This is a genomic window from Embleya sp. NPDC020630 (assembly GCF_044334985.1).
Classification (GTDB): domain Bacteria; phylum Actinomycetota; class Actinomycetes; order Streptomycetales; family Streptomycetaceae; genus Embleya.
In genome coordinates, this window is sequence record NZ_JBIRUB010000001.1 from 616,435 (window position 1) to 637,724 (window position 21,290).

Genomic DNA, 21,290 nt, shown 5'->3' on the forward strand with positions numbered 1-21,290 from the left:
GGAGGTCGGTGAGCACCGGGCCGTGTTCGCCGGGGATGACGAAGTGTGCGTCGCCGGCGCCTTGGAGGGCGAGGCCGTGCTCGGCGACGGTGCCGTTGCCGTGGTAGCGGGTGCTCTGTCCGCTGGTCGGTTCGGTGACGCGGAAGCCGCCGCCGTCCACCCGGGTGACGTTCACGCCGTCGATGCGGTTGCCGTGGAGGTCGGTGAGCACCGGGCCGTGTTCGCCGGGGATGACGAAGTGTGCGTCGCCGGCGCCTTGGAGGGCGAGGCCGTGCTCGGCGACGGTGCCGTCGCCTCGGTAGCGGGTGCTCTGTCCGCTGGTCGGTTCGGTGACGCGGAAGCCGTTGCCGTCGGTCGGGGTGACGTGGACGTCGTCGATGCGGTTGCCGCGCAGGTCGGTCAGCACCGGACCCCGCTCGCCGGGGACGACGAAGTGTGGCTCGTCCAGACCGCGGAGCGCGAGGCCGTGTTCGACGACGTGGCCGTCCGCGCCGTATCGGATCGAGCCGCCGGTGGCGGGATCGGTCACCCGGTAGCCGTTCTCGAACGGGGTGAAGACCCGATCGGTGATCGGCTTGCCGTGTGCGTTGGTCAGTATCGGCGGCCGGGCGTCGTTGCCGTGCACCACGAAGCGGGGCGCGCCGGCTCCGCCGAGGGCGATGCCCTGCTCGGCGACGGCGCCGTTGGTGCGGTAGCGGACGGTCTGCCCGCCGGCGGTGTCGGTGACGCGGTAGCCGCCGCGCACGACGGTGACGTCGAAGCCGAGGACCGGGTCCCCGTTCGCGTTGGTGAGGAACGGCCGGCCGCCGCCGTCGTCCACGATGAACCGGGGCTCACCCGGCGAGTGCAGTGCCAGCGCCTCGTCGACGAGGCGACCGTCGTGGGCGTAGCGGACGGAGTGGCCGGTGGCGGGATCGGTGATCCGGTAGCCGCCGTGCACCGGTGTGCGCACCGTCGCACCGTCGAGTCCGGTGGAACCGGCGCCGACGTGCGAGGTGACGGTCGTGTTCGGCGGCGGCACGGCTCCGGCGGCCGACGTCGTCGGCAGCGTGTTGCCGCCGCCGAGGTCGTGGTGGGTGCCGCCGACCACCCGCGGACGCTCCAGCAGGCTCTGCGCCTGGATCTGGGCCATGCCCTTGTCGATCCGGCCCGGGTCCACGCCCAGTGCGTCCAGCCGGGTGGTCGCGGTCTCCACCTTCGCCGACGCGGTCTGCACCGCGATCCCGGCGTCGCGTTCGTATACGGACGGCTTGGACGAGCCGCCGGGGCGGACCTCCAGGTCGTGCAACACCTGCTGGGCCCGGCCCAGTTCGTTGCGCGCCGAGGTGAGGTCGCGCCACGCCTCGATCCGCTCGGCCCGCAGCGGGTCGTCGGCCTTGCCGAACAGCGCGCCGATCCGGTCCGCGTCGCGCTGCCACAGCTGTTCCAACTGGGCGCCGGTGAGCCGGTTGGGCGGGCCGGCCAGATGACCGCCGGGCGGCGGGGTCGGCGCGACGGCGACCTGGTTCGCGGTCGGCGTGCCGGGCCGCAACTCGCCGCCGCCACCCGGGCCGTGCGGTGGCGGGGCGGTCGGCAGCGCGCCGGCATGGGCGGGCCCGTCCGGGCGCGGCATCGGCTTCGGGCCGTGGTCGAGCAGGTTGAGCGCGTTCCCGGCGTGGTCCGGGACCAGCGCCGTCGGCGGCGGGCCGCCCGCGAGCGCCGTCGGGCTCGGCGCGGACAGGGTCGCCGTCGAGCCGAACCCGGTCGACTGCAACTCCACATGCGGAGCGGGGGCGCCATGGCCGGGCAGACCCGGGCCGGACAGGCCGTGGCCGGCCAGGTTCGGCGCGGGCAGGCTCGGCGCCGGCAGGCCGTGGTTCAGGCCGGCCGCGGGCAGGCTCGGCGCGGTCACATGGCCGGTCGGGGCGGGAAGGTGAGCGATACCGGCGCCGGGGCTCGGGGTGTTGCCGGTGACGAGCGACGGCACGCTCGGCCGGTGCCCGGCCCCGGTCTGGACCAGGTCGAGCGCGGTCAGCGTGGACAGGGACGGGGTGTGCGTGACGCCCGGCAGCGCGGACGGGGTGGGCAGCGCGTGTACCGCCCCGGCCGCGCCGGTGGTCGGGGAGAGCTGCCCGATCGAGTGGAGCGCGTTCAGCTCCATCCGGCCGCTGTTCGCCGGTGTCGGCAGTTTGGCCCAGTCGCCGATCTGCACCATCTTCATGTCGCGCGCGCCGATGTCCAGGAGCGCGTCCATGCGGCGCACCGCGTCCGGCGCGAACTGCATCACCTCGCCGAGGCTGGTCGGGATGTGCAGGCCGGCGGGGGAGGTGACGGTCAGGTTGGTCGTCGGCAGGTCCAGGGCCTTCATCCGCAACTCGTTCGCGCCGAACCCGGACCAGTCGCCGGCCCGGATCCGGGCCAGGTCGTTTACCGGCATCTCGGGCAGCGCGCCCAGGGGCGGCGTGGTCGGGAGCTGGCTCAGGCCGCGCCCGCCCGCGCCGAGCAGCGGCGAGGCGTAGCGGAACCTGCCGAGCACACCACGCTCGTAGAAGCCGATCTGCAACGCGCGCTTGAGCCCGAACCGGCTGATCTCGGCCGCGTCCACCGGCAGGATCAGCCGCAGCCACTTGGTGCCGCCGAGTTCCGACTTCAGGAACTTCCAGGTGCTGCCCGCGGCCCCCTTGATCGCCCCGGGGATGGCGCGGAACAGCGCCGGTATCGCCTTGAGGCCGGTGACCACCGTCAAGCCGCCCTTGATCACCATGCCGCCGACCCAGGACGGCATCTTCAGCGCCGCCGCGCCCACCCACAACGCGCCCGTCTTGATCCAGCCCCCCGCGAGCCGGGCGAAGTCCTTCAGGCCCGGGATGAACGCGAACGAGCGGAACGCGCCCGCGTTGAAGGCGCCCTTGAGCGCGCCCCACGCGCCCTGCGCGAAGGGCTTGATGCCCTTGGTCCACAGGAACTTCGCGCCGTCCTTGAACAGCTTGAACAGGTTCAGGCCCTTGGTGGTCGGCGCGATCATGCCCAGACCCGCCAGGAACAGGTCGAGCAACCCGGCCTTGCCGTTGGCGACGTCCACCGCGGTCTTGACGAACAGGACCAGGTTGATCCCGATCGCGAGCAGCGCGAGCGGGCCGCCGAGGAGCAGCGCGGGCAGGATCAGGATGATCGCCAGCCAGTTGAACGCCTCCCAGAACAGGTCGCAGTTCGACACCGGCTGCTTGATCCCGGTCGCCGAGGTGTTGAGCACCTTCGCGGCGGTCTCGGCCTGGGTGCGCTGGGCGGTGCCCGCGTTGCGCGCGGTCGTGCCGTAGGCGGCGCGCTGCGGATCCTCCAGGGGCAGATCCCGGCCGTTCGCCAACGCCGTGTCGGCGACCCGCTGCTGGGCCTCCATCACGTCGACGTATGTGTGCAGCGCCTTGGCCGAGTGCTCGAACGCGTCCGCGATGCTGGTCACGAACTCGCGGAGCGGGCCGCTGATCTTCTCCCGCAGCGCGTCGGCGGTCTGCCCGACGAACGCCCCGTTGCCCGTCTTGTCCAGGACCGAGTTCAACGCGTCGTCGATCTCGCGGGCGACCTTGCCCAGGCTCTCCATCGAGGTGATCAGCGTGCGCAGCCGAACGGGGTCGCCCGGGGTGGGATCGGTGCTCAGGCCGATCGCGTTCCAGTCGGTGGGGCGATTGCCCATGACCCGTCGTCTCCTCGCCGTGCTCGCCGGACCTCGCCGTGACCACGCCCGGGCCCACCGGACGGTTCATCGGATGACGTGTCCGGCCGCGGTGAACCGGGTGGTGGGCCCGGGCGTGGTCACGGCGACGGATCCGGCCGAGGGATCCGCGATGCCCGACGGGAGCGGACGTGGTCGACTTCGCGCTGGACTACAGCACGCTGGCCGAGGCCAAGAAGGACATGTACGACCTGGCCGACCGCATCTCGCCCACGCTCAAGTCGAGCGACTTCGCGACCCTGGGCAAGGGCGGCTACACCGACGCCCAGGCGGTGTTCGGCGACCCGACCCTGACCGCCGCGTTCCGCAGCCTGTACCGGCTGTCCGCCGGCCCGATGACCCGCGCCGAGGACCTGCTGAAGAAGCTCGGCGACTGCTTCGGCAAGGTCGGCGACGCCTACTTCAACGCCGACGCGCAGATCACCGAGGGCCTGGGCGTGATGGGCGCCACGATGGGTCTGGCGGAGTGGCGCAACAAGGTCGCCGCCTGGAAGTACAAGCAGGAGCACCTGGCCGAGTGCGCCAAGCCCGGACCCGACGGCACCTACCCGGAGTTCTGCAAGGCCACCGACCCCGGCGACAAACCGCCGCTGGACAAGGTGATCACCACGCCCAACGGCGGCCGGATCGAGACCCACCTGACCCTGGACGCGGACGGCAACGTGATCAAGGAGGAGACCAAGGTCGTCAACAACGGCCAGACGTACACCTCGGTCACCACCTACGACTCCAGCCGGCTGAACTACACCACCGTGTCCACCGCGCCGGACGGCGGCGTGACCACCACCGAGACGCACCTGAACGCCAACGGGGGCGGCACGCAGAAGGTGGTCGACTCCGAAGGAAAGACGCACACCTACGCGCGCGCCGACGGCAAGCACGAATGGGTGGACACCACACCCAAGCCGCCGGAGAAGCCCGTCCCGCCGGGCGGTGGCGGCGGTGGCGGGCACATCCCGCGCCGCGACTGAGCCGCATCGCCCGGTAGTCCCCTGTAGCCCCCCGTAGTCCCCGTTCGTCGTACCCCCACGACGAGCCGATCTTCCCTGGAGGAACCATGCCCGATATCGCACTCGACTTCGGCCGCATCGACGAGGTCGCCGGCAAGCTGACCAAGGCGAAGGAGACCATCACGCCGATGATCAACACGCTGCTCTCCGACGTGAACGGGCTGCTGGACAACGGCATGGTCTTCAAGGAGTCGAGCCCGGCCATGCGCGAGGCCTACTCGAAGTTCAACACCAGCCTCACCGCCGCCGTCGACGGCATCCTGATCTTCTCCGAGATGTTCGCCAAGATCCGCACCCAGATGCACGAGATGGACGTGGAGATGGCGAAGAACCTGAAGAAGAGCTGAACCCTCGCCGCACCGATTCGGGCCGCTTCCCTCGGGGGGGAAGCGGCCCGAATCCGTATGCGCTAAGCGGAGGTTCGACCGGCTACTCGGCGGACCGCAACACCGTCAACGGCACCTGCACCGCCATCGGGGCGCCGTTCGGCCCCGCGGTCCACGCCCGCCCGGGCACGGGCGGCGCCGAGCGCACCACGTTCGTCGGCAGCCGTACGCCGATCATGTCGCCCTCCTGCATGTTCTTCGGCGCGAGCAGGACGCCGCTGCGGCTGCCGCGTCGAGCGGCGGTGAGCCAACTGCCCATCGCCACCTGGAGGGCGTCGTAGGACCCCGCGTACAACAGCCCCTGCCCCCGGTCGCGGCCGGCGACCGCCAGGTCGCGCAGGACCCGGTCGGCGGCGGGCATCCCGAGCAGTTCGGCGTCGTCCACGACCACCACGCGCGGACCGGACAACTCGTCCAGGGCCCGCTCGACCGCCTCGGCGGCGGGATCCTCCTCGGTCAGCAGCCGCACCTGGGGATGTTGCGCCAGCCCGCGCAGCGGCGACTCGCGTGGGGTGAGCACCACCAGCGACGTGCCGCCCGCGAGCAACGACACCGACAAGGACGCGAGCGTGGTGCTGCGCCCGGTCCCGGCGGGCCCGATCACGCAGAACACCGACCTGGCGGCGAAGTCCGCCCCGATCGGCTCCGCACTGTCGCCGCCGATGCCGAGCAGCCCCCACATCGGGCGGCGCACCTCGGCCGGCACCCGCTCGTACGCGGTGGCGAACTCGACCACACGCGGCAGCGTCGGGATCAGTACCGGCATGCGCTCGCGCGGCACCGAGGTGTCGCGCAGGGCCGCCGCCGTGCCGATTCGGCGCAGCGCCTCGGCCTGTTCCTGTCCGCTCGGATCGGGCGCGAGCAGCGCGACCTGACTCTCCGTCTGGGACAACACGTGCCAGCCGCGACCGGGCGAGATCACCGCCGGTACCTTGCGGATCGGCATGCCGGCCATCTGGTAGTCGCTGCGATCCGCCTGGCGCAGCAGCAGCTTGTGGTCGTTGTGCGCGGACAACCGCCCGCTCAGCAGCGCCCGTTCGGACGTCGCCACGATGTGGATGCCGGCCGCCGCGCCCTCGCGCAGCAGGCGCATCGTGTCGTCCACGAGCCGGCCGCCGTCGTGGTCGTCGAGCAGCGCGACCAGGGAGTCCCAGCCGTCGAGCAGGATCACGATGTGCGCGGGCCGCTCGGCCGCCGTAAGGATCCGGCGCAACTCCACCAACCCGGCGGCGTTGTGCGCACTGCACCGTTCCTGACGCTCGGTCAACTCGCGGACCAGGTAGCCCAACAGCCGACCCATCCGCTCCATGTCGTGCCGCGAGACCACCGCGCCGCAGTGCGGCAGGGTCTCCAGCGCGGCCAGACCGCCGCCGCCCGCGTCGATCCCGTACAGGTGCACGTCGGCGCAACTCGCCGTGGCCGCCGCCGAACCCGCGAGGGTGCGCAACACCTGGGTGCGGCCCGAGCGCGGTGAGCCGATCACGTACAGGTGGCCGAACGTGGCCAGGTCCATCGTGGTCACCCGCTGCTCCTGGAGTTGCGGAACGTCCTCCAGGGCGTAGGGGATCGGCGGCGGGCAGGGGTCGGACGGGTCGACGCCGGTCCGCTCCACCGGCGGCAGGTCGTCCACCAGCACCCGCTCCGCCAGGGGCGGCAACCACGGGCTGGGCAGCGGGCGGTAGTCGGGCAGCGTCTCGGCCGCCTCGCGCAGCGCCAGGACCAGGGCGTTGAGGTCGGTCGGGTTGGGCGTGTCCGCGGTGTCCGGGCCCTCGTCGACCGTCGGCAGCGACGCGGGGCGGCCCAGGCCGGCCAGGGTCAGTTCGGTGGCGCGCACCGCGCGGGTGGGGCCGGTCTTCTCGGCGGCGCCGCCGGGGACGGGCCGCTCGGCGCCCACCCACGCGGCCTGGAACGGCACGGCGGCGTTGGGGCCGGTGCGGATCAGCGCCCGGCCCGGGGTGCCGGCCGAGATGTGCACGGCCTCCATCGTGTCGATGATGTCCTGGCTCTCGCCCGCGTCGGTCACCCGCAGGGCGATTCGCAGGTTGGTGTTGGCGCGGATGTCGCCGGTGACCACGCCGGCCGGACGCTGAGTGGCCAGCACCAGGTGGATCCCGAGCGAACGGCCGCGCTGGGCGATGTTGATCAGCCCCGTGACGAAGTCGGGCACCTCGCGGACGAGGGTGGCGAACTCGTCGATCACCAGGATCAGCCGGGGCAGCGGCGCCAGGGCGGGGTCGCCGGCGCGCTTGCCCCGGTACTCGGGGTGGTCCTTGGCACCGACGTCGGCCAACAGCTGCTCGCGGCGCCGCAGTTCCGCCGCCAGCGACTCCAGCGCCCGGGTGGCCAGGTGCTCGTCCAGGTCGGTGACCATGCCGAGGGTGTGCGGGAGTTCGGCGCACTCGCTGAACGCGCTGCCGCCCTTGTAGTCGACCAGGACGAAGGTCAGCTCGTCCGGGCGGTTGGCCACCGCGAGCGCGGAGACGAAGCTCTGCAACAACTCGGACTTGCCGGATCCGGTGGTGCCGGCGATCAGGCCGTGCGGACCGTCGCGCACCAGGTCGATACGCAGCGGACCGTCGTAGCCGGCGCCCAGCGTGAAGGTTGTCGAAGCCGGGCGGCGAGCCCAACGGGCCACGAAGTCGGCCGCCTTCGGCGGTTCGGCGTCGACCAGGTCGAGCAGCTTGACGGTCTGCGGCAGGCCGCTGTCGTGCTCGGGGCTGACGTCGCGCAACGGTGCCAGGGCGCGGGCCAGTTGCTCGCACCACGCCGCGTCCACGTGGTCGGCGCGTACGTCCTTCACGTCGGGCAGTCCGGTCTGGCGCACGGTGAGGTGTCGGCCGGCGGCCAGCACGACGGCGGTGCACTCCTCCGGCAGCAGCCGCTCACGTTCGTCCAGACAGACGCTGAACACCCGGGCCGCCGGGCCCTCGGTGAGCACCTGGACCATGCCGGGTACCTCGCGCAACTGCCGGGCGCCGTCGGCGATCACCAGGATGTCGGGGCCGCTGAACATGGCCTGGCCCATCGAGGAGCCCATGCTGCGCTGTCGGCTCTGGATCTGCGCGACCAGTTCGGAGATGCGGTTGGCGGTGGATTCGGGATCGGTGCCGAGCAGGGCGACCGGCGCGGCCGAGCGGGACTGCGGACGTAGATGCGGCAACCAGCGCACCCAGGCCCAGTCGCCGGCCCGCTCGGGATCGGTCAGCACCACCACGCGCAGGTCACGCGGGCTGTGCAGGACGGCGGACTGGATCACCAGCCAGCGGGCCAGCGCCTGGATCGGCTCGGTGGGGCCGGCCACGCCGAGTACCCCGTGGTCGGGGATCTCGACGCCGATGGGCGTGTCGGGCAACGTCCAGCTCGCGGTGCGGTGATGCTCGTCCCGGGCCGGGTCCTCGACCTCCTTGACCGACGGCTGGTCGACGGTGCCGATCCGCAGCACCAGGTGGTCGGCGTCGCGGCGCCGCCGCTCCCACAACCGGCTGCCCGGCCCGGTCGCGATCAGCGCGACGGCGGCCGGGTCGGGGCCGACCTCGGCGCGGACGATGCGCTCGCGGCGCACGGCCGTGCGGATGTCGTCGTGCAATACGCGCAGCCGGCGCCGGTACTGCACTCCGTCGAGCTGGTGCTTGACCCGATTGCTGCGGCGGCCGGAGACCCAGTTCGCGATCGCCATGAACGGGCTCATGATGCAGAAGATGAGATAGAAGTACGAGTGGAAAAACCCGACCATCGCCAGGCCCATCACCAGCGGGGCGATCATCACGAGCAGCGGGAACGGCACCCGGTTCGGCTCCAGCGGCGGTGAGGGCAGCCGGATCTTCTCCGCGTCCAGGTGCGGGGCGATCCGGGGCGGCCGGTTGTAGTCCAGGCCGATGCCGTCGTCGGAGGGCGTCACGTCGGCGTCCGCCTCGACCGGTCCGCACAGGCGCAGCAGCGACGGGCCGACGACCAGGTCGGAGGCGTGCGGCCAGGGGGTGCCGGGCGGCGCCTCGGGGCGGAGCACCGGCTCTTTCGGCGGGGCGATCCGGGCGCTCTCCCGCTCGACCTTGCGGTCCGCCTCGCGCTCGTCCTCCAGAATGCGTTCCTCGTGCTTGCGGGGCAGCGCCGCGGCGGCGGTGATCGCGTCGGTGGGCGGCGGCGCCACCTCGCGGCCGTGCACCGCGCCGTCGTCGGGCCCGGTGCGATGCCAGTACGCCGAGCCGTCCGGGCACACCGTCACCCACAGGCCCCGGGCCGGTACGCCGGACACCGGAAGTCGGATCGCGCAGCCCTCGTCGGCGCCGATCTCGTGGCTGCCCGGGCCCAGCGGCCAGACCCGGCCGGTGTACGGGCCGGACACCGCGTGCACCTGGACCAGGGTCTGCGGGTCGAAGGGATGCCGGGGGGCGTGCACCCGGTCGGGCTCGGCGGGCGGGGCGCCCAGGCCCAGGACCGTGGCCTCGCGGATGCCGGAGACGGTCAGCGGGGCCTGCGGGTCGAGCACGGTGTCGCCGAGGTAGAGCGACTGTCCGGTCGCCGGCGCCTCGCCGTCCAGGAACGCGCCCAGGTCGGCGGCGCCGGACCCGGGGGCGTCGTCGGCGGGTGCGGTCGGGCGGTGCACGGCGGTTGCGAGGTCCGCCACGATGCTCCCGGGCGGGAGGTCCAGGAGATGGTCGCGGCGCAGGCCGTCCGCGGCGTCCACGGTGGTGACGGTGAGTCTCACGTTCGTCGTGCTCCTGGGGGTGGGGGACGGGGGTCGGGTCCGGCCGACCGGGGGTGTCGGCGGGGAGGGGTCGGCGTGGGGCGGGGCAGGGCCGGGTGGGACGGGCCGGGATGTCGGCGCACGCCGGACGGGTGCCCGGCGGCGTGTCCCGGGCCCGCGCGGTGGTGCTCGGCGGGGGATCGAGGACACGCCGCCCGGCCGCCCATCCGGCGTGCGGGGACGCGGGTCACACGTCGATGGAGACGCCGCTCGGCTTGTCGCTGTCGGCGGGCTCGGTGAGGTCGTCGTGCGCGGGGGGTGGGGCCTGCGCCGGGACCTGAGCCCGCGTCGTGGGGGGCGGCGCGGCCGGGGTCGGTTCGGGGTCGAGGTCCAGGTCCGGGTCGATCCCGGCCGGGGCCGGGTGTATCGCGTCCTCCGTGGACCAGGGCGGCAGGCGCCACACCGTCGCGGCCACCGCGCGCGGCAGCGGGCGCGCGTCCACCCGCAGCGGCGTGCCGTGTACGAGCAGCGCGCCGTTCGGCGCGATCGCCAACAGCCGGGCGTGGCCACGGGGCTGACCCGTGGTCAGCACCGACACGGGCGAGGCGGCGGGCAGTTCGGGGGTGTCGGCGCAGGCCACCACCTGCGGGTAGCGGCGGGTCGCGGCGACCGTCGTGGCATGCGCGAACGCGTCGGCGGCGCTCGGGCCCGCGTAGCGCGGATGCACCCCGGCGGCGACGGTGACCGCGCCGGCCGGCAACCTGGCGTCCAGCTGGGCGGCCAGCGACTGGACGGTGGCCCGCGCGCCGCGCCGCTCGCCGGAGACCGCCAGCACGCGCGGTCCGGTCAGCAGGTCCAGGAAGACCACCGCCTCGTGCCGGGTGCCGATCGCGACCAGCAGCGGCGCGGGACCGGATCCGGGCTCCAGGTCGGAACGGGCGATCCACCACAGACGGGGGTCGAGTTCGTCCACCGCCCAGGGCTCGGCGGGCACGGGCAGGTCCGGGCCGCAGCCCACCAACACCCCCACCACGTCGCGCTCGACCAGCACGGCGTACGGGCGCGCGCTCGCGCTCACCTCGGCCGCCAGCATCGCCGCGTGCTCCGCGTCCGTCCAGGTGCCGGGCGCGCGCAGCGTGCGGACCAGGAGCCGGCGGCGGCGGCGGAACCGCACGAGCGCGGCGATCGGCTCGGCGAACGCGGCCACGGTGAGCGCGATTTCGCGGCGCAGCCGACGCCGGACGAAGCGCCAGCCGCCGCGCCGCATCGCGGCCCAGTGGGCCAGGGCGAACACGAGGACCAGGATCCCGGTCCAGCCGAGCAGGGTCATCACATCGTGTCCGGCGACCCGCATGGCGAGGTCCTCGGAGCCGGTCATCCGCTCTCCTCGATCGCGGCCGGCTCACGCCGGATCGCCGCGATCCCGTGGTAGGTACGGGACTTGACCGTCCCGTGCGGTATCCCCAGGGCGCGCGCGACATCGGCGCCGCTGCGGTCGAGCAGGTGCACGTGCGCGACGGCCTCGCGATGCGAGGGCGCCAGTTGGCGCAACGCCCCCACCAGCACACAACGATCGACCACCGACGCCGCCGGATCGGGCACCGTGGGCAGCCCGGTGAACTCGCTCGGGTCGATGCCCACCGGCAACGAACGATTGCGCCGTCGGGCGTCGACGGCCAGGTTGCGGGCCACGCGGAACAGCCACATGCGGATCGGACGACCGTCCCAGTCCAGGCGGTCCGCGGCCTCCCAGGCCCGTAACAGCGTTTCCTGGACCACGTCTTCGACCGTGTGCAGATCCGCCCCCAGGATCCCGCTCACATATCTGCGCAACGGCGTGCTCTCCGCCATCAGCAGGTCGATCCGCCGCTCGCGCTCGTAGGTCTCCCGGCCAGGCGACACGAAACTGGGCTCCTCGGAGGCTCGGCCGGCGTCCGTTCCGCCGGTCAAGATCACGATATGGAGCGGGAAACACCCCCGGCGGACCGGAAAATGAACAGCGGGCGATCTTCTGGCGGCCCCTCGGTGTCCCGGGTCGGTGCCACCCGAATCACGGGCGGTTCGGGTCCATGTGCGCGGCGTCGTAGCGCTCGCGGGCCCGGTCCACCTCGGGGATGTGCTCCTCCGCCCAGGTCTTGACCGCCTGCATGAGCGGCAGCAGGCTCGCGCCGAGCGGGGTCAGCGCGTAGTCGACGCGGACCGGGACGGACGGGGTGACGGTGCGCTCGACCAGTCCGTCGCGCTCCAGGTTGCGCAGGGTCTGGGTGAGCATCTTCTGGCTGACCCCGGCCACCCGTCGGGACAGGTCGCTGTAGCGCCGCGGGCCGTCGGCGAGCGCGTTGACGAGCAGGCTGACCCACTTGTCGCTGATCCCGTCCAGGAGCCGGCGCGCCGGGCAACTCGCCATGTACGCGTCGAACTCCGTACGGGCCTGGGCGCGGCGTTCGGCGGCGGTGCGGGTGGCCATGGCTCTCCTTCGGGTGGGATACGCACTTCCGGGTGAGTACTTCCTCTCGGAGAGTAGCTCTTCCTAGGTTGGCGGTCGAGGGGGTCGGGAGTTCGGCCCGTGGCCGCGGAGAGTGTGGGAGTGGTGGGTCATGCGTGCGGTGATCGCTCGGTCCGGTGCGTCGGTGGTCGAGGTCGTGGACGGACCCGTGTGCGAGCCGGGGCCCGGTCGAGTGCGGATCCGGGTCGCGGCGGCGACGGTGAATCCGGTGGACCTGATGGTGGTGGAGGGCGCGCCGGTGCGGTACGGACTGGTGCGCGAGCGTGCGGTGTTCGGGCTCGGGTGGGACGTGGCGGGCGAGGTGGACGCGGTCGGGGCGGGCGTGGCCGGGTTCGCGGTCGGCGACGCGGTGCTCGGGTTGCGCGACCGGTTGGATGTACGGACCGGCGCGCTGGCCGAGTTCGTGGTGCTGGACGCCGACGCGGTGGCGCCGCGGCCGGTCGGCCTGGATCCGGTGGCGGCGGCGACGATCCCGCTGAACGGCTCGACGGCGTGGCAGGGGCTCGACCTGCTCGGCTCGGCGGCGGGGGACACCCTGCTGGTCACCGGGGCGGCGGGCGGGGTCGGCGCGTTCGCGGTCGAACTGGCGGCGGCGCGCGGGGTACGGGTGGTCGCGGTCGCGGGGGCCGCCGACGAGGCGTCGGTGCGGGACCTCGGCGCGAGGTGGTTCGTGCCGCGCGGCGCCGACCTGGCGGACCGGATCCGGGCGCTGGTGCCCGGCGGGGTGGACGCCGCGCTGGATGCGGCCATGCTCGGCCCGGACGCGCTGGACGCGGTACGCGGCGGCGGGGCGTTCGTGGCGGTCAACGCGGGCGCGGCGCCGCCCGGGCTGCGCGGGATCCGGGTACACCAGGTGTGGGTGCGCGCCGACGCCACCCGGCTGGCCGAACTCGCGACGGCGGCCGGCAAGGGCGAACTGACGCTACGCGTGGCCCGAACCTTCCCCTTCACAGACGCCCCCCGCGCCTTCGCCGCAGTCGCGGAGGGCGGCCTCCGAGGCCGGATCGTCCTGGTGCCGTAGACCGAGACGGCACGGCTCCCGCCCACCGACCTCGCCCCGGAAGAAACGGCGACCCACACCCGGACAGGCGCCGGTCCCGGCCGCTGTGCCGGGCCCGTGCAGGCCCCGTCCTCGGGCGGCCACCGGCCCGGCGGGCACTGGCCTCGGGCGGTGTGCCGGGCCGGGTGATGCGTCAGTCCCCGGGCGGGCATCGGCCCGGGCGAGGTGCGGGGTTCGGTCAGGCACCGGCCCCGGTGGGGCACCGGTTTCCGTCGAGGTGCAGGCCCGGGCGATGTGCCGGGCTTCGGACGGTTTACCGGCCCGGGCGAGGGCGGGGTTCGGTGGGGCACCGGCTTCCGGCGAGGGGCACCGGCTTTCGGTGAGGTGCCGGCTCGGGTGATGTGCCGGAGCCGGGTGATGCGTCGGGGCCGCGCGCGCCCTATGGGGCATCAGCCCCACGCGTGTGGGGACTCCTCGCGTCGAGATGCGCGCGGTGGAGGTCGCGCTGGTTCACCCCCGGCTCGGGTGAGGTGCCGGGTTCGGCCAAGGCACTGCCCCCGGCGAGATGCCGGGCCCCGGGAGCGATTCGGTGGCCCGGTGGAAGTAAGCGGGCGCCCCGGGCGGCTTTCGGGCGGGGCGCCCGGGGGTGCGGGTCGAGGCCCGCGGGTTTACGGGGTGCGGGCGGACGGGGGCTTGGTCGCGTGTACGTGTTCCTCCCATGGCTGCCGGGGCGGCCCGGGGTGGATCGCCTCGTCGATCTCCAGGAGCGATTCGCTGTGCCGCTCGCGCTCGAACGCCTCGGCCCCGCCGCGCACCCCGAACAGCCGCTTGGCGACGATGATGTAGACCACCGCGAGGATGTTCAGCACCAGCGTGCAGACTTTGAACCAGCTCACGTGCTCGCGCATCTCATAGCCCTCCAGCGGCAGGAACGCCGCGGTGGCGACCACCGTGAGGTATTCCGCCCAGCGCTTGAGGTACCACAACCCGACCGCCTCGACGATCTCGATGACCGCGTAGGCGACCATCCCGATCGCCACCCAGATCAGCGTCGAGCGTTTGTAGTCGAACGTCTTGCGGATCGAGTCGACGATCGGCGAGTGGTCCAGGTCGTAGTGGAAGTGCTCGGCCACCGGCCGGAACGCGGTCAGGTCGTCCTCGAACAACCGGCGCACCGAGTCCTGCGAGTTGCTGAACCGCCAGACCGCGTAGGCCGCGAGCAGGATCAGTACGCCGCGCGCGGCCCGCTCGATGGACAGGAAGCGCAGGATCAACACATCGCGCAGCGCCCGACCGCGCATCACCACCGGCGCGTCGCCGGCGGGCCCGCGGCCCTTGACCTCGCCGAGCACGTAGTCGCCGCAGCGCAGGCAACGCCACGCCTCGCCGACCGGCGTGGTCGCGTGCAGCCGGGCGCGCAGCGCGGGTTCGTCGGGAGCGTACGTCTCATGGCCGCGCCGTGCGCAGGCCCGTCGATTCCAGTCCACGCCGTGAAGTTACGGTCTTCCGACCCGGCCACGTTCACGATTCGACCGGGTCCGTACCAAGGATTGGTCATCGAAGCGTGAAATGAGGTCGTACGCTCCGGTCAGGGCACGCCATTCCCGGCCAGAACGTGGTCCAGACTCGCCGCCCACTGCCGTACGACCGCCCGCCGACGCTCGTCGTAATCGATGACCAGCGCGCTGATGCCCAGACCGCGGGCCACGTCGAGGGTGGCCTCCACGGCGGCGGACACCCCGGGCAGGGAGACGTCGGCGTCGAGCAGCTCGACGGCCATGTCGTATATCGCCGCGGTCAGTCGCAGATCCAGCGGGATCACCCGCGCGCGCAGCACGGGATCGTTGACCGCCGCCGTCCACAGGCTGAGCGCGGCCCGGTACAGCCTGCCCCGGAACATCGACGCCAGTGCCTCGACCACCGCCTCGGTGTGCGCGGGGCCGGGCGGGATCCGGGCGCCGTCCAGGCGGGTACGGGCGACCAGGTCACCGGCGATGTGGTCGATCGCGGCGGTGAACAAGTCCTCGCGGGTGGGGAAGTGGTGCTGCACGGCGCCTCGTGAGACGCCCGCGCGCTCGGCGACCACGGTCACGGTGCCGCCGAGCCAGCCCAGCTCGGCCAGCACGTCGACGGCGGTGTCCAGGAGTCGGGCACGGGTGACACGACTGCGGTGTTGACGTGGTTCGCGTACTGGTGCGCTGGTCACGTAGGTCAGCCTAACCCCCGGGGACGGGGCTCGATGCCGGTTTTGTCGGTTGACGTGCGCGGGATCGTCGAGACCCGCACGAGCGTGTCGCCGCCCGGGTCGATGCTTGACAGCATTTGCGCCGGCGGGTCGAATGTCTTAGCGAACGTTCAGTAACCTTGTCGGCAGGACCCTGCGGGAATCCGGGAGCGGCCGGCCCACAGCGGGATCGCGGCACGATCGCGCGGACCGCGCACCGGATGCCACGACCGGGTCCGGCCGTCGCGGTGCGCCGGTTCCACCGTCGTGAAGGAGACGCAACGCCATGACCACAGCCGTCGTCGTCGACGCCGTACGCACCGCCTCCGGCAAGGGCAAGCCCGGCGGCGCCCTGTCCGGCACCCACCCCGTCGACCTGCTCGCGCACACGCTGCGGGCCCTGGTCGAGCGCAACGGCTTGGACCCGGCCCTGGTCGAGGACGTGATCGCGGGCTGCGTCACCCAGGGCGGCGACCAGTCGCTGAACATCGCCCGCAACGCGGTCCTGGCCGCCGGATTTCCCGAGGGCGTGCCCGCGACCACGGTGGACCGGCAGTGCGGATCCAGCCAGCAGGCCGCGCACTTCGCCGCGCAGGGCGTGATCGCCGGCGCGTACGACATCGTGATCGCGGCCGGTGTCGAGTCGATGAGCCGGGTGCCGATGGGTCTGGCCTCGCACGGCGGCAACCCGCTCGGCGGCGAACTGCTCGCCGCGCGCTACCCCGAGGGCCTGATCCCGCAGGGCTACTCGGCCGAGCTGATCTCGGCCCGGTGGAACCTGGATCGGGAGACGCTTGACCGGTTCTCCGCCCGCTCGCACCGCCTCGCCGCGCAGGCCGCCGCCGAGGGTGCGTTCGACCGCGAGATCGTGCCGATCGCCGTGGCCGGCGGCGAGCACCGGGTGGACGAGACGGTACGTCCGAGCACCTCGGAGGAGGGACTGGCCGGTCTCAAGCCCGCGTTCGTGGACGAGGGCATGGCCGCGCGCTTCCCGGAGATCGACTGGCGGATCACCCCGGGCAACTCCTCGCCGCTGACGGACGGCGCGTCCGCCGCGCTGATCATGAGCGAGGAACGGGCGAACGCGCTCGGCCTGACCCCGCGCGCCCGCTTCCACGCGTTCGCGGTCACCGGCGACGACCCGTTGCTGATGCTGATGGGCGTCGTCCCGGCCACCCGCAAGGTGCTGGAGCGGGCCGGCCTGGGGATCGACGACATCGACGCGTTCGAGGTCAACGAGGCGTTCGCGCCGGTGCCGTTGGCCTGGGCGGCGGAGGTGGGCGCAGACCTGGAGAAGGTGAACCGGCGCGGCGGGGCGATCGCGATCGGGCACCCCCTCGGTGCCTCCGGTGGGCGGCTGCTGAGCACGCTGCTCGGGGTGTTGGAGGCCACGGGCGGGCGGTACGGGTTGCAGACGATGTGCGAGGGCGGCGGGATGGCCAACGCGATGATCATCGAACGGCTCTGAGGTCGTTCGGTCGGTTGGTCGGTTGGTCGGTTCGGTTGGTCGGGTTTTCGGTCGGGTTCGTCGGCCGGGTTTTTGTCAGTGAGTAGCGAGTTACGGAGACACACGTATGCGCATCGAAGGCACCACCGCCCTGATCACCGGCGGCGCCTCGGGGCTCGGCCTGGCCACCGCCGAACTGCTCGTCGCGAAGGGCGCGTCGGTCGTGCTCGTCGACCTGCCCTCGTCGCAGGGCAAGGAGGTGGCCGAACGGCTGGGCGAGCGGGCCCTGTTCGTACCCGGCGACGTCACCCGTGAGGACGAGGTGCGGGCCGCGGTGGAGGCGGCCGACGCGGACGGCACGCTGGCGATCACGGTCAACTGCGCGGGCATCGCGAACGCGGCTCGCACGGTGGGCAAGAAGGGCGCCTTCCCGCTGGACGTGTTCGCCCGCGTGGTCAACGTCAACCTGATCGGCACGTTCAACGTGCTGCGGTTGGCCGCGGAGCGGATGAGCACGCACGAGCCGGTGGACGGCGAGCGCGGCGTGGTGGTCAACACGGCGTCGGTCGCCGCGTTCGACGGGCAGATCGGGCAGGCCGCCTACAGCGCGTCCAAGGGCGGGATCGCGGCGATGACGCTGCCGATCGCGCGGGACCTGTCGGGGTTGGCGGTGCGGGTGATGACGATCGCGCCCGGGTTGTTCGAGACGCCGCTGCTCGGGTCGTTGCCGGAGGCGGCGCGGGAGTCGCTGGGTGCGCAGGTGCCGCACCCGAGTCGGTTGGGGCGGCCGGCGGAGTATGCGGCGCTGGTCGCGCACATCGTGGAGAACCAGATGCTGAACGGGGAGGTCATCCGGCTGGATGGGGCGATCCGAATGGCTCCTCGGTGACGCTCGGCGCCGGGGCGCAGGGGACCTGGCCTTCGGCCTAGGTCTTTTGGCCTCAAACGCCGGCCGGGCTGGATGTTGTTGGGTTGGGGGGTTCGGCCGGCGTTTCGTATTGGTTTTGTGAGGTGGCCTCAAACGCCGGCCGGGCTGGAGGTTGCCGGGCTGAAGGTGCCTGTGTAGCCGACTGTGGACAGGGAGATTTGTACGTAGCGGTCGGCGATTTGTTGGGGGGTCAGGGGGCCTGTGGGGCGGTACCAGTTGGCTACTGCCTGGCAGCAGGTGATGACTGCTCGGCCGGCGTCGATCGGGTACGGGGTGGTGAACTCGCCCAGGGCCACGCCGTCGCGGACGGCGGCGTGCATCAGGGATTCGAGTTCGTCGCGCATCGCCACGTAGCGGGCCCGGTTGGCCGGTTCCAGGCTGCGCATCTCGGTGTCCAGGAACGCCAGCGGTGCGCGGTTGGCCATGTACAGGACGATGCACTCGACCAGCGCGGCGAATCGTGCGGCCGGCGCGTCCTCGGCCTCTTCGAGCGCCGCCCGGCAGCGACCCAGGGCGGCGTTCATCGAGCCGATCAGCAACTCGACCAGCAGGGCCTGCTTGTTCCGGTAGTGGTAGTACAGCGCCGGCACCGTCACGCCGACCCGGCGGGCGATGTCGCGCACCGTCGTACCGTGATAGCCGTGCTCGTCGAACGCGGCGAGCGACGCGGCCAGGATGGGCGGCAGCAGCAGCGGTCGGTATCCGCGCCAGTCGGTGTGACCGTCGGCGCGCAGATCCGCCGCCAATGGCTCCGCCATGGGTCCGCCTCCTGATTCCGCGGACTTGCTCCGGCCGTTCCGGGACGCATCGTCTTGGTTGCCGGGCATTCTAACGATCGCTCGCTCGGTACCCGTACCCGTGCGCCGCCCCGCGCGACCCGGACCGCGGTCCGGGTCGCGCCGGGGTCAGCCGCCGATCTCCTGCAGGGTCTTGACCAGTTCGGCGAAGCCGATGCCCACCTCGTCCAGCACCCGGAGCAGGGCCGGCGGCGGGTCGCCGATCTGCCGGTTGAGCGGGCCGACCCGGCCCGGGACGCTCGCCAGGTCGCCGCCGCGGAAGCGCGACTCAGGGTCGGCCGGCGGGCGTATCTGGTAGCTGCGCCAGTTCCGGGCGGGCCAGTTCAGCAGCGTCAGTTCGGGCGCCTCCCAGGCCATGAACGCCCAGCGGCGCTCGTTGCCGGCCTGGATCAGCACCGGCTCGCCGTACTGCGCGAGCCGGGTCGCGGCCACCGCCGCGATCGGGACCGGGTTGCCGAACGAGCCGGTGATCCGCCAGATCCCGTCCTCGATGCCGGCCACCCACCCGTGCGCGGCGAATTCCTCGATGGCCTCGGCGTACGAGCTGTCCTCCGGCGCGGGGGCGAAGGTGGTGGTGCCGGCCGACTCGAACTCGGTCCCGGCGGCGACGTAGAGCGGCGGCGGGGTCACCACCGGAGCCGGCGGGGGCGTCGGAGCGTGCGCGGCGACCTCGACCGGACGCGGCGGCGGGCTCACGGGTGCCGCCGGCGCCCGGGGCGGCTCGGGGGCCCTGGGCGCGGCGGGAACGGGAGCCGGGGTCGGCGCGGCCGGCGTCGGCTCGGCTCGCGGCGTTGCTCGCTGCTCGCTCGGCCGTGCGGCCGTGGCCGGGCTGTACGCGAAGACCACGCCGGAGTGCGTCACGCCGCCGTCGGCGCGCGGAAGGCTGCCCCGCACCGCCGGGCCCTGACCGGCCGCCGGCGGGAAGGTCGCGCTCGTCGCGCCGGCCGGGACGACGCCCAACTCCCGCCAGGAGCCCGCCGATCCGTCGACGGACGTGGCGATCGTGACCGGCTCGCGAGCGGGCCCGGCGAGCACCACGTGCAGCCCCGCGCCGTCCGCCCGGGCGCCGAGCAGGACCAGTTCGGGCGTGGCCGCCACGCCGCGCAGCGCGTCCAGGCCGGCGGGCGCGACGGTGCGGCCCTCGTCGAGCGGCAGGACCGGGCCGCCGACGGTGTGTACCACGAGGTCGAGACCGCCGCCGGCCGCCGCGGTGGTGCCGAGACCGGCCCGGCTCAGGTCCGCGTTGCCGGTCAGCGCGGACCACTGCTCGCCGATCCGCCACTGCGCGAACCGGCCGTGCGTCAGCCGCTGTTCGGGCAGCACCCGCACCTCGGCGGGCCGCCCCGCGAGGGCCGAGCGCAGCACCGCGCCGGAGTAGCCGGACCAGTTCTCGTGTACGCCCAGCACCACCCGCGCGGGAGCCAGCCGGGCGATCAGCTCGCGCAGCGTCTCACCGCCCGGGTCCACGGCGGGGGCGTACAGGTGCAGCTCGTCCACCGGACCGTTCGGGAGCCGGTCGAGCAGCGGGCGGTCGAGGTTGTCCAGGAGCCGGGCCTCGGGACCCGGGGTCTCGTCCGCCAGGATGTGCCGCTCGGTCAGCAGCCCGGCGATCTCCCGCAGGTGCTCGGCGGCCCACGGCGCCATCGCCACCGCGTCCAGGTCCGGCAGCTTGTCCAGCCAGTCCGCGACGTCGGCGAGCAGTGCGTTGGAGGCGTCGTCCTCGGTCTCGACCACCGTCCACAGGCGGTCGTCGCCAGCCCAGCCGGGCAGTGCGGGGGAGCCGCCGCCGATCGCGATCCGGCAGGCGTGTTCGCCGATCAGTACGACCAGCTTGGCGCGCAGCGAGCCGGGACACACGGTGGGTGCGTAGAGGTAGTCCCGACCGGCGCCGCGCACCCGGCTCGGGTCGTGCGCCTCCTGGGCGGCGTCGCCGAGGATGGCGACGCGGGCGGACAGGTCCCGGGCGAGCGGTACGGCGACCCGCTCCAGGAAGGGCAGGTCGACGCCGAGGCCGAGGAACAGCGCCTCGTGCAGGGCGGCCCCGTCGGCGCGCTCGCGCCATTCGCGCAAGAGCGTGACGGGGGATGCGGATCGGGTGTGCTGCGACGCGGTCATATGTCGATGTCCAAGGTCGTTCGTCCCGAGGGGGTGGCGTGCGGCTGCGGCTCGCGGATGCGGTCGGTGGAGCCTTCGACACGGTTTCGATGGTAGGCCCGGTCGCGCCGTGGACGAGGGGGATCGGCGGGCGGAACCACCCCCGGCCGGACGCCGAGCGGCGTACGGGCCGCGCAGGTCACGCCGGCGAGCATCCGAAACCACCTTCCTCGTCGCGAGGATCATCGCAGGAGCCGGCCCCGGGGAGGGCGAAGGCCCCACCTGCCGGGCGCCATGACGGGCCATGTCCGGGGGCGACGCGCCCCCGCGTCCATGTCGCCGATCCTGCTGCCTGAGATATTAGGCGCACCGGTCCGGGAAGGTGCCGGCCGCCTCGGGTTCGCGCGGTGTCGGCGCCCGGCCGAACCGATCCGGGCGCCGATCGGGCTTTGCCGGTCTTCGCCGATTCGGGTGTGCGGAGCCGACCGGGGCCGGGATCCGGAGA

General features: G+C 73.3%; 13 protein-coding genes and 1 pseudogene. 5 read left to right on the forward strand and 9 right to left on the reverse strand.

What is annotated here, in order from left to right; all coding sequences use genetic code 11:
• Positions 1 to 3,670 (reverse strand): annotated as a pseudogene (locus ACH4XV_RS02580) (hypothetical protein); the annotation flags it as partial.
• Between the two features lie 170 nt (positions 3,671 to 3,840).
• Here ACH4XV_RS02580 and ACH4XV_RS02585 point away from each other — a divergent pair.
• Both ACH4XV_RS02585 and ACH4XV_RS02590 read left to right on the forward strand, forming a co-directional pair.
• Positions 3,841 to 4,680, forward strand: coding sequence for a hypothetical protein (locus tag ACH4XV_RS02585; protein WP_395786401.1), 840 nt, complete (start codon positions 3,841 to 3,843; stop codon positions 4,678 to 4,680).
• Between the two features lie 86 nt (positions 4,681 to 4,766).
• On the forward strand, positions 4,767 to 5,066 hold the full coding sequence (locus ACH4XV_RS02590) for a hypothetical protein (protein ID WP_078978201.1): 300 nt from the start codon (positions 4,767 to 4,769) through the stop codon (positions 5,064 to 5,066).
• An 82-nt stretch (positions 5,067 to 5,148) separates the two neighbouring features.
• On the opposite strand, the gene ACH4XV_RS02595 is transcribed toward ACH4XV_RS02590, so the two are convergent.
• The 4 genes from ACH4XV_RS02595 to ACH4XV_RS02610 form a co-directional block, all read right to left on the reverse strand.
• Positions 5,149 to 9,810, reverse strand: coding sequence for an FtsK/SpoIIIE domain-containing protein (locus tag ACH4XV_RS02595; RefSeq protein ID WP_395786403.1), 4,662 nt, complete (start codon positions 9,808 to 9,810; stop codon positions 5,149 to 5,151).
• Between the two features lie 226 nt (positions 9,811 to 10,036).
• Complete coding sequence (locus tag ACH4XV_RS02600) at positions 10,037 to 11,167, reverse strand: hypothetical protein (RefSeq protein WP_395786405.1); 1,131 nt, start codon at positions 11,165 to 11,167, stop codon at positions 10,037 to 10,039.
• On the reverse strand, positions 11,164 to 11,691 hold the full coding sequence (locus ACH4XV_RS02605) for a sigma-70 family RNA polymerase sigma factor (RefSeq protein ID WP_379998061.1): 528 nt from the start codon (positions 11,689 to 11,691) through the stop codon (positions 11,164 to 11,166). Before ACH4XV_RS02605 ends, ACH4XV_RS02600 begins: the two co-directional genes overlap by 4 nt.
• A 148-nt stretch (positions 11,692 to 11,839) precedes the next feature.
• Positions 11,840 to 12,256, reverse strand: coding sequence for a winged helix-turn-helix transcriptional regulator (locus ACH4XV_RS02610; RefSeq protein WP_379998059.1), 417 nt, complete (start codon positions 12,254 to 12,256; stop codon positions 11,840 to 11,842).
• Between the two features lie 130 nt (positions 12,257 to 12,386).
• On the opposite strand from ACH4XV_RS02610, the gene ACH4XV_RS02615 reads away from it, so the two are divergent.
• The gene (locus ACH4XV_RS02615; RefSeq protein ID WP_395786407.1) at positions 12,387 to 13,316 is read left to right on the forward strand and encodes an NADP-dependent oxidoreductase; all 930 of its coding nucleotides are present in this window, start codon (positions 12,387 to 12,389) and stop codon (positions 13,314 to 13,316) included.
• Positions 13,317 to 13,963: 647 nt separating this feature from the next.
• Here the strand turns inward: ACH4XV_RS02615 and ACH4XV_RS02620 are convergent.
• The gene (locus ACH4XV_RS02620) at positions 13,964 to 14,782 is read right to left on the reverse strand and encodes a DUF2127 domain-containing protein (RefSeq protein WP_395786409.1); all 819 of its coding nucleotides are present in this window, start codon (positions 14,780 to 14,782) and stop codon (positions 13,964 to 13,966) included.
• A 101-nt stretch (positions 14,783 to 14,883) separates the two neighbouring features.
• The gene (locus ACH4XV_RS02625; protein ID WP_395786411.1) at positions 14,884 to 15,501 is read right to left on the reverse strand and encodes a TetR/AcrR family transcriptional regulator; all 618 of its coding nucleotides are present in this window, start codon (positions 15,499 to 15,501) and stop codon (positions 14,884 to 14,886) included.
• A gap of 304 nt (positions 15,502 to 15,805) precedes the next feature.
• Here ACH4XV_RS02625 and ACH4XV_RS02630 point away from each other — a divergent pair, with 304 nt between their 5' ends.
• Both ACH4XV_RS02630 and ACH4XV_RS02635 read left to right on the forward strand, forming a co-directional pair.
• Entirely contained in the window at positions 15,806 to 16,987 is a 1,182-nt protein-coding gene (locus ACH4XV_RS02630; RefSeq protein WP_395786413.1) for a thiolase family protein, read from the forward strand.
• Positions 16,988 to 17,093: 106 nt separating this feature from the next.
• Complete coding sequence (locus ACH4XV_RS02635; protein ID WP_395786415.1) at positions 17,094 to 17,855, forward strand: 3-hydroxyacyl-CoA dehydrogenase; 762 nt, start codon at positions 17,094 to 17,096, stop codon at positions 17,853 to 17,855.
• A 128-nt stretch (positions 17,856 to 17,983) separates the two neighbouring features.
• On the opposite strand, the gene ACH4XV_RS02640 is transcribed toward ACH4XV_RS02635, so the two are convergent.
• The gene (locus tag ACH4XV_RS02640) at positions 17,984 to 18,652 is read right to left on the reverse strand and encodes a TetR/AcrR family transcriptional regulator (RefSeq protein WP_395786417.1); all 669 of its coding nucleotides are present in this window, start codon (positions 18,650 to 18,652) and stop codon (positions 17,984 to 17,986) included.
• A gap of 147 nt (positions 18,653 to 18,799) precedes the next feature.
• Positions 18,800 to 20,806 carry a hypothetical protein gene (locus ACH4XV_RS02645; protein WP_395786419.1) on the reverse strand — a complete coding sequence of 669 codons (2,007 nt, stop codon included), beginning with the start codon at positions 20,804 to 20,806 and terminating at the stop codon, positions 18,800 to 18,802.
• Positions 20,807 to 21,290: the final 484 nt, after the last annotated feature.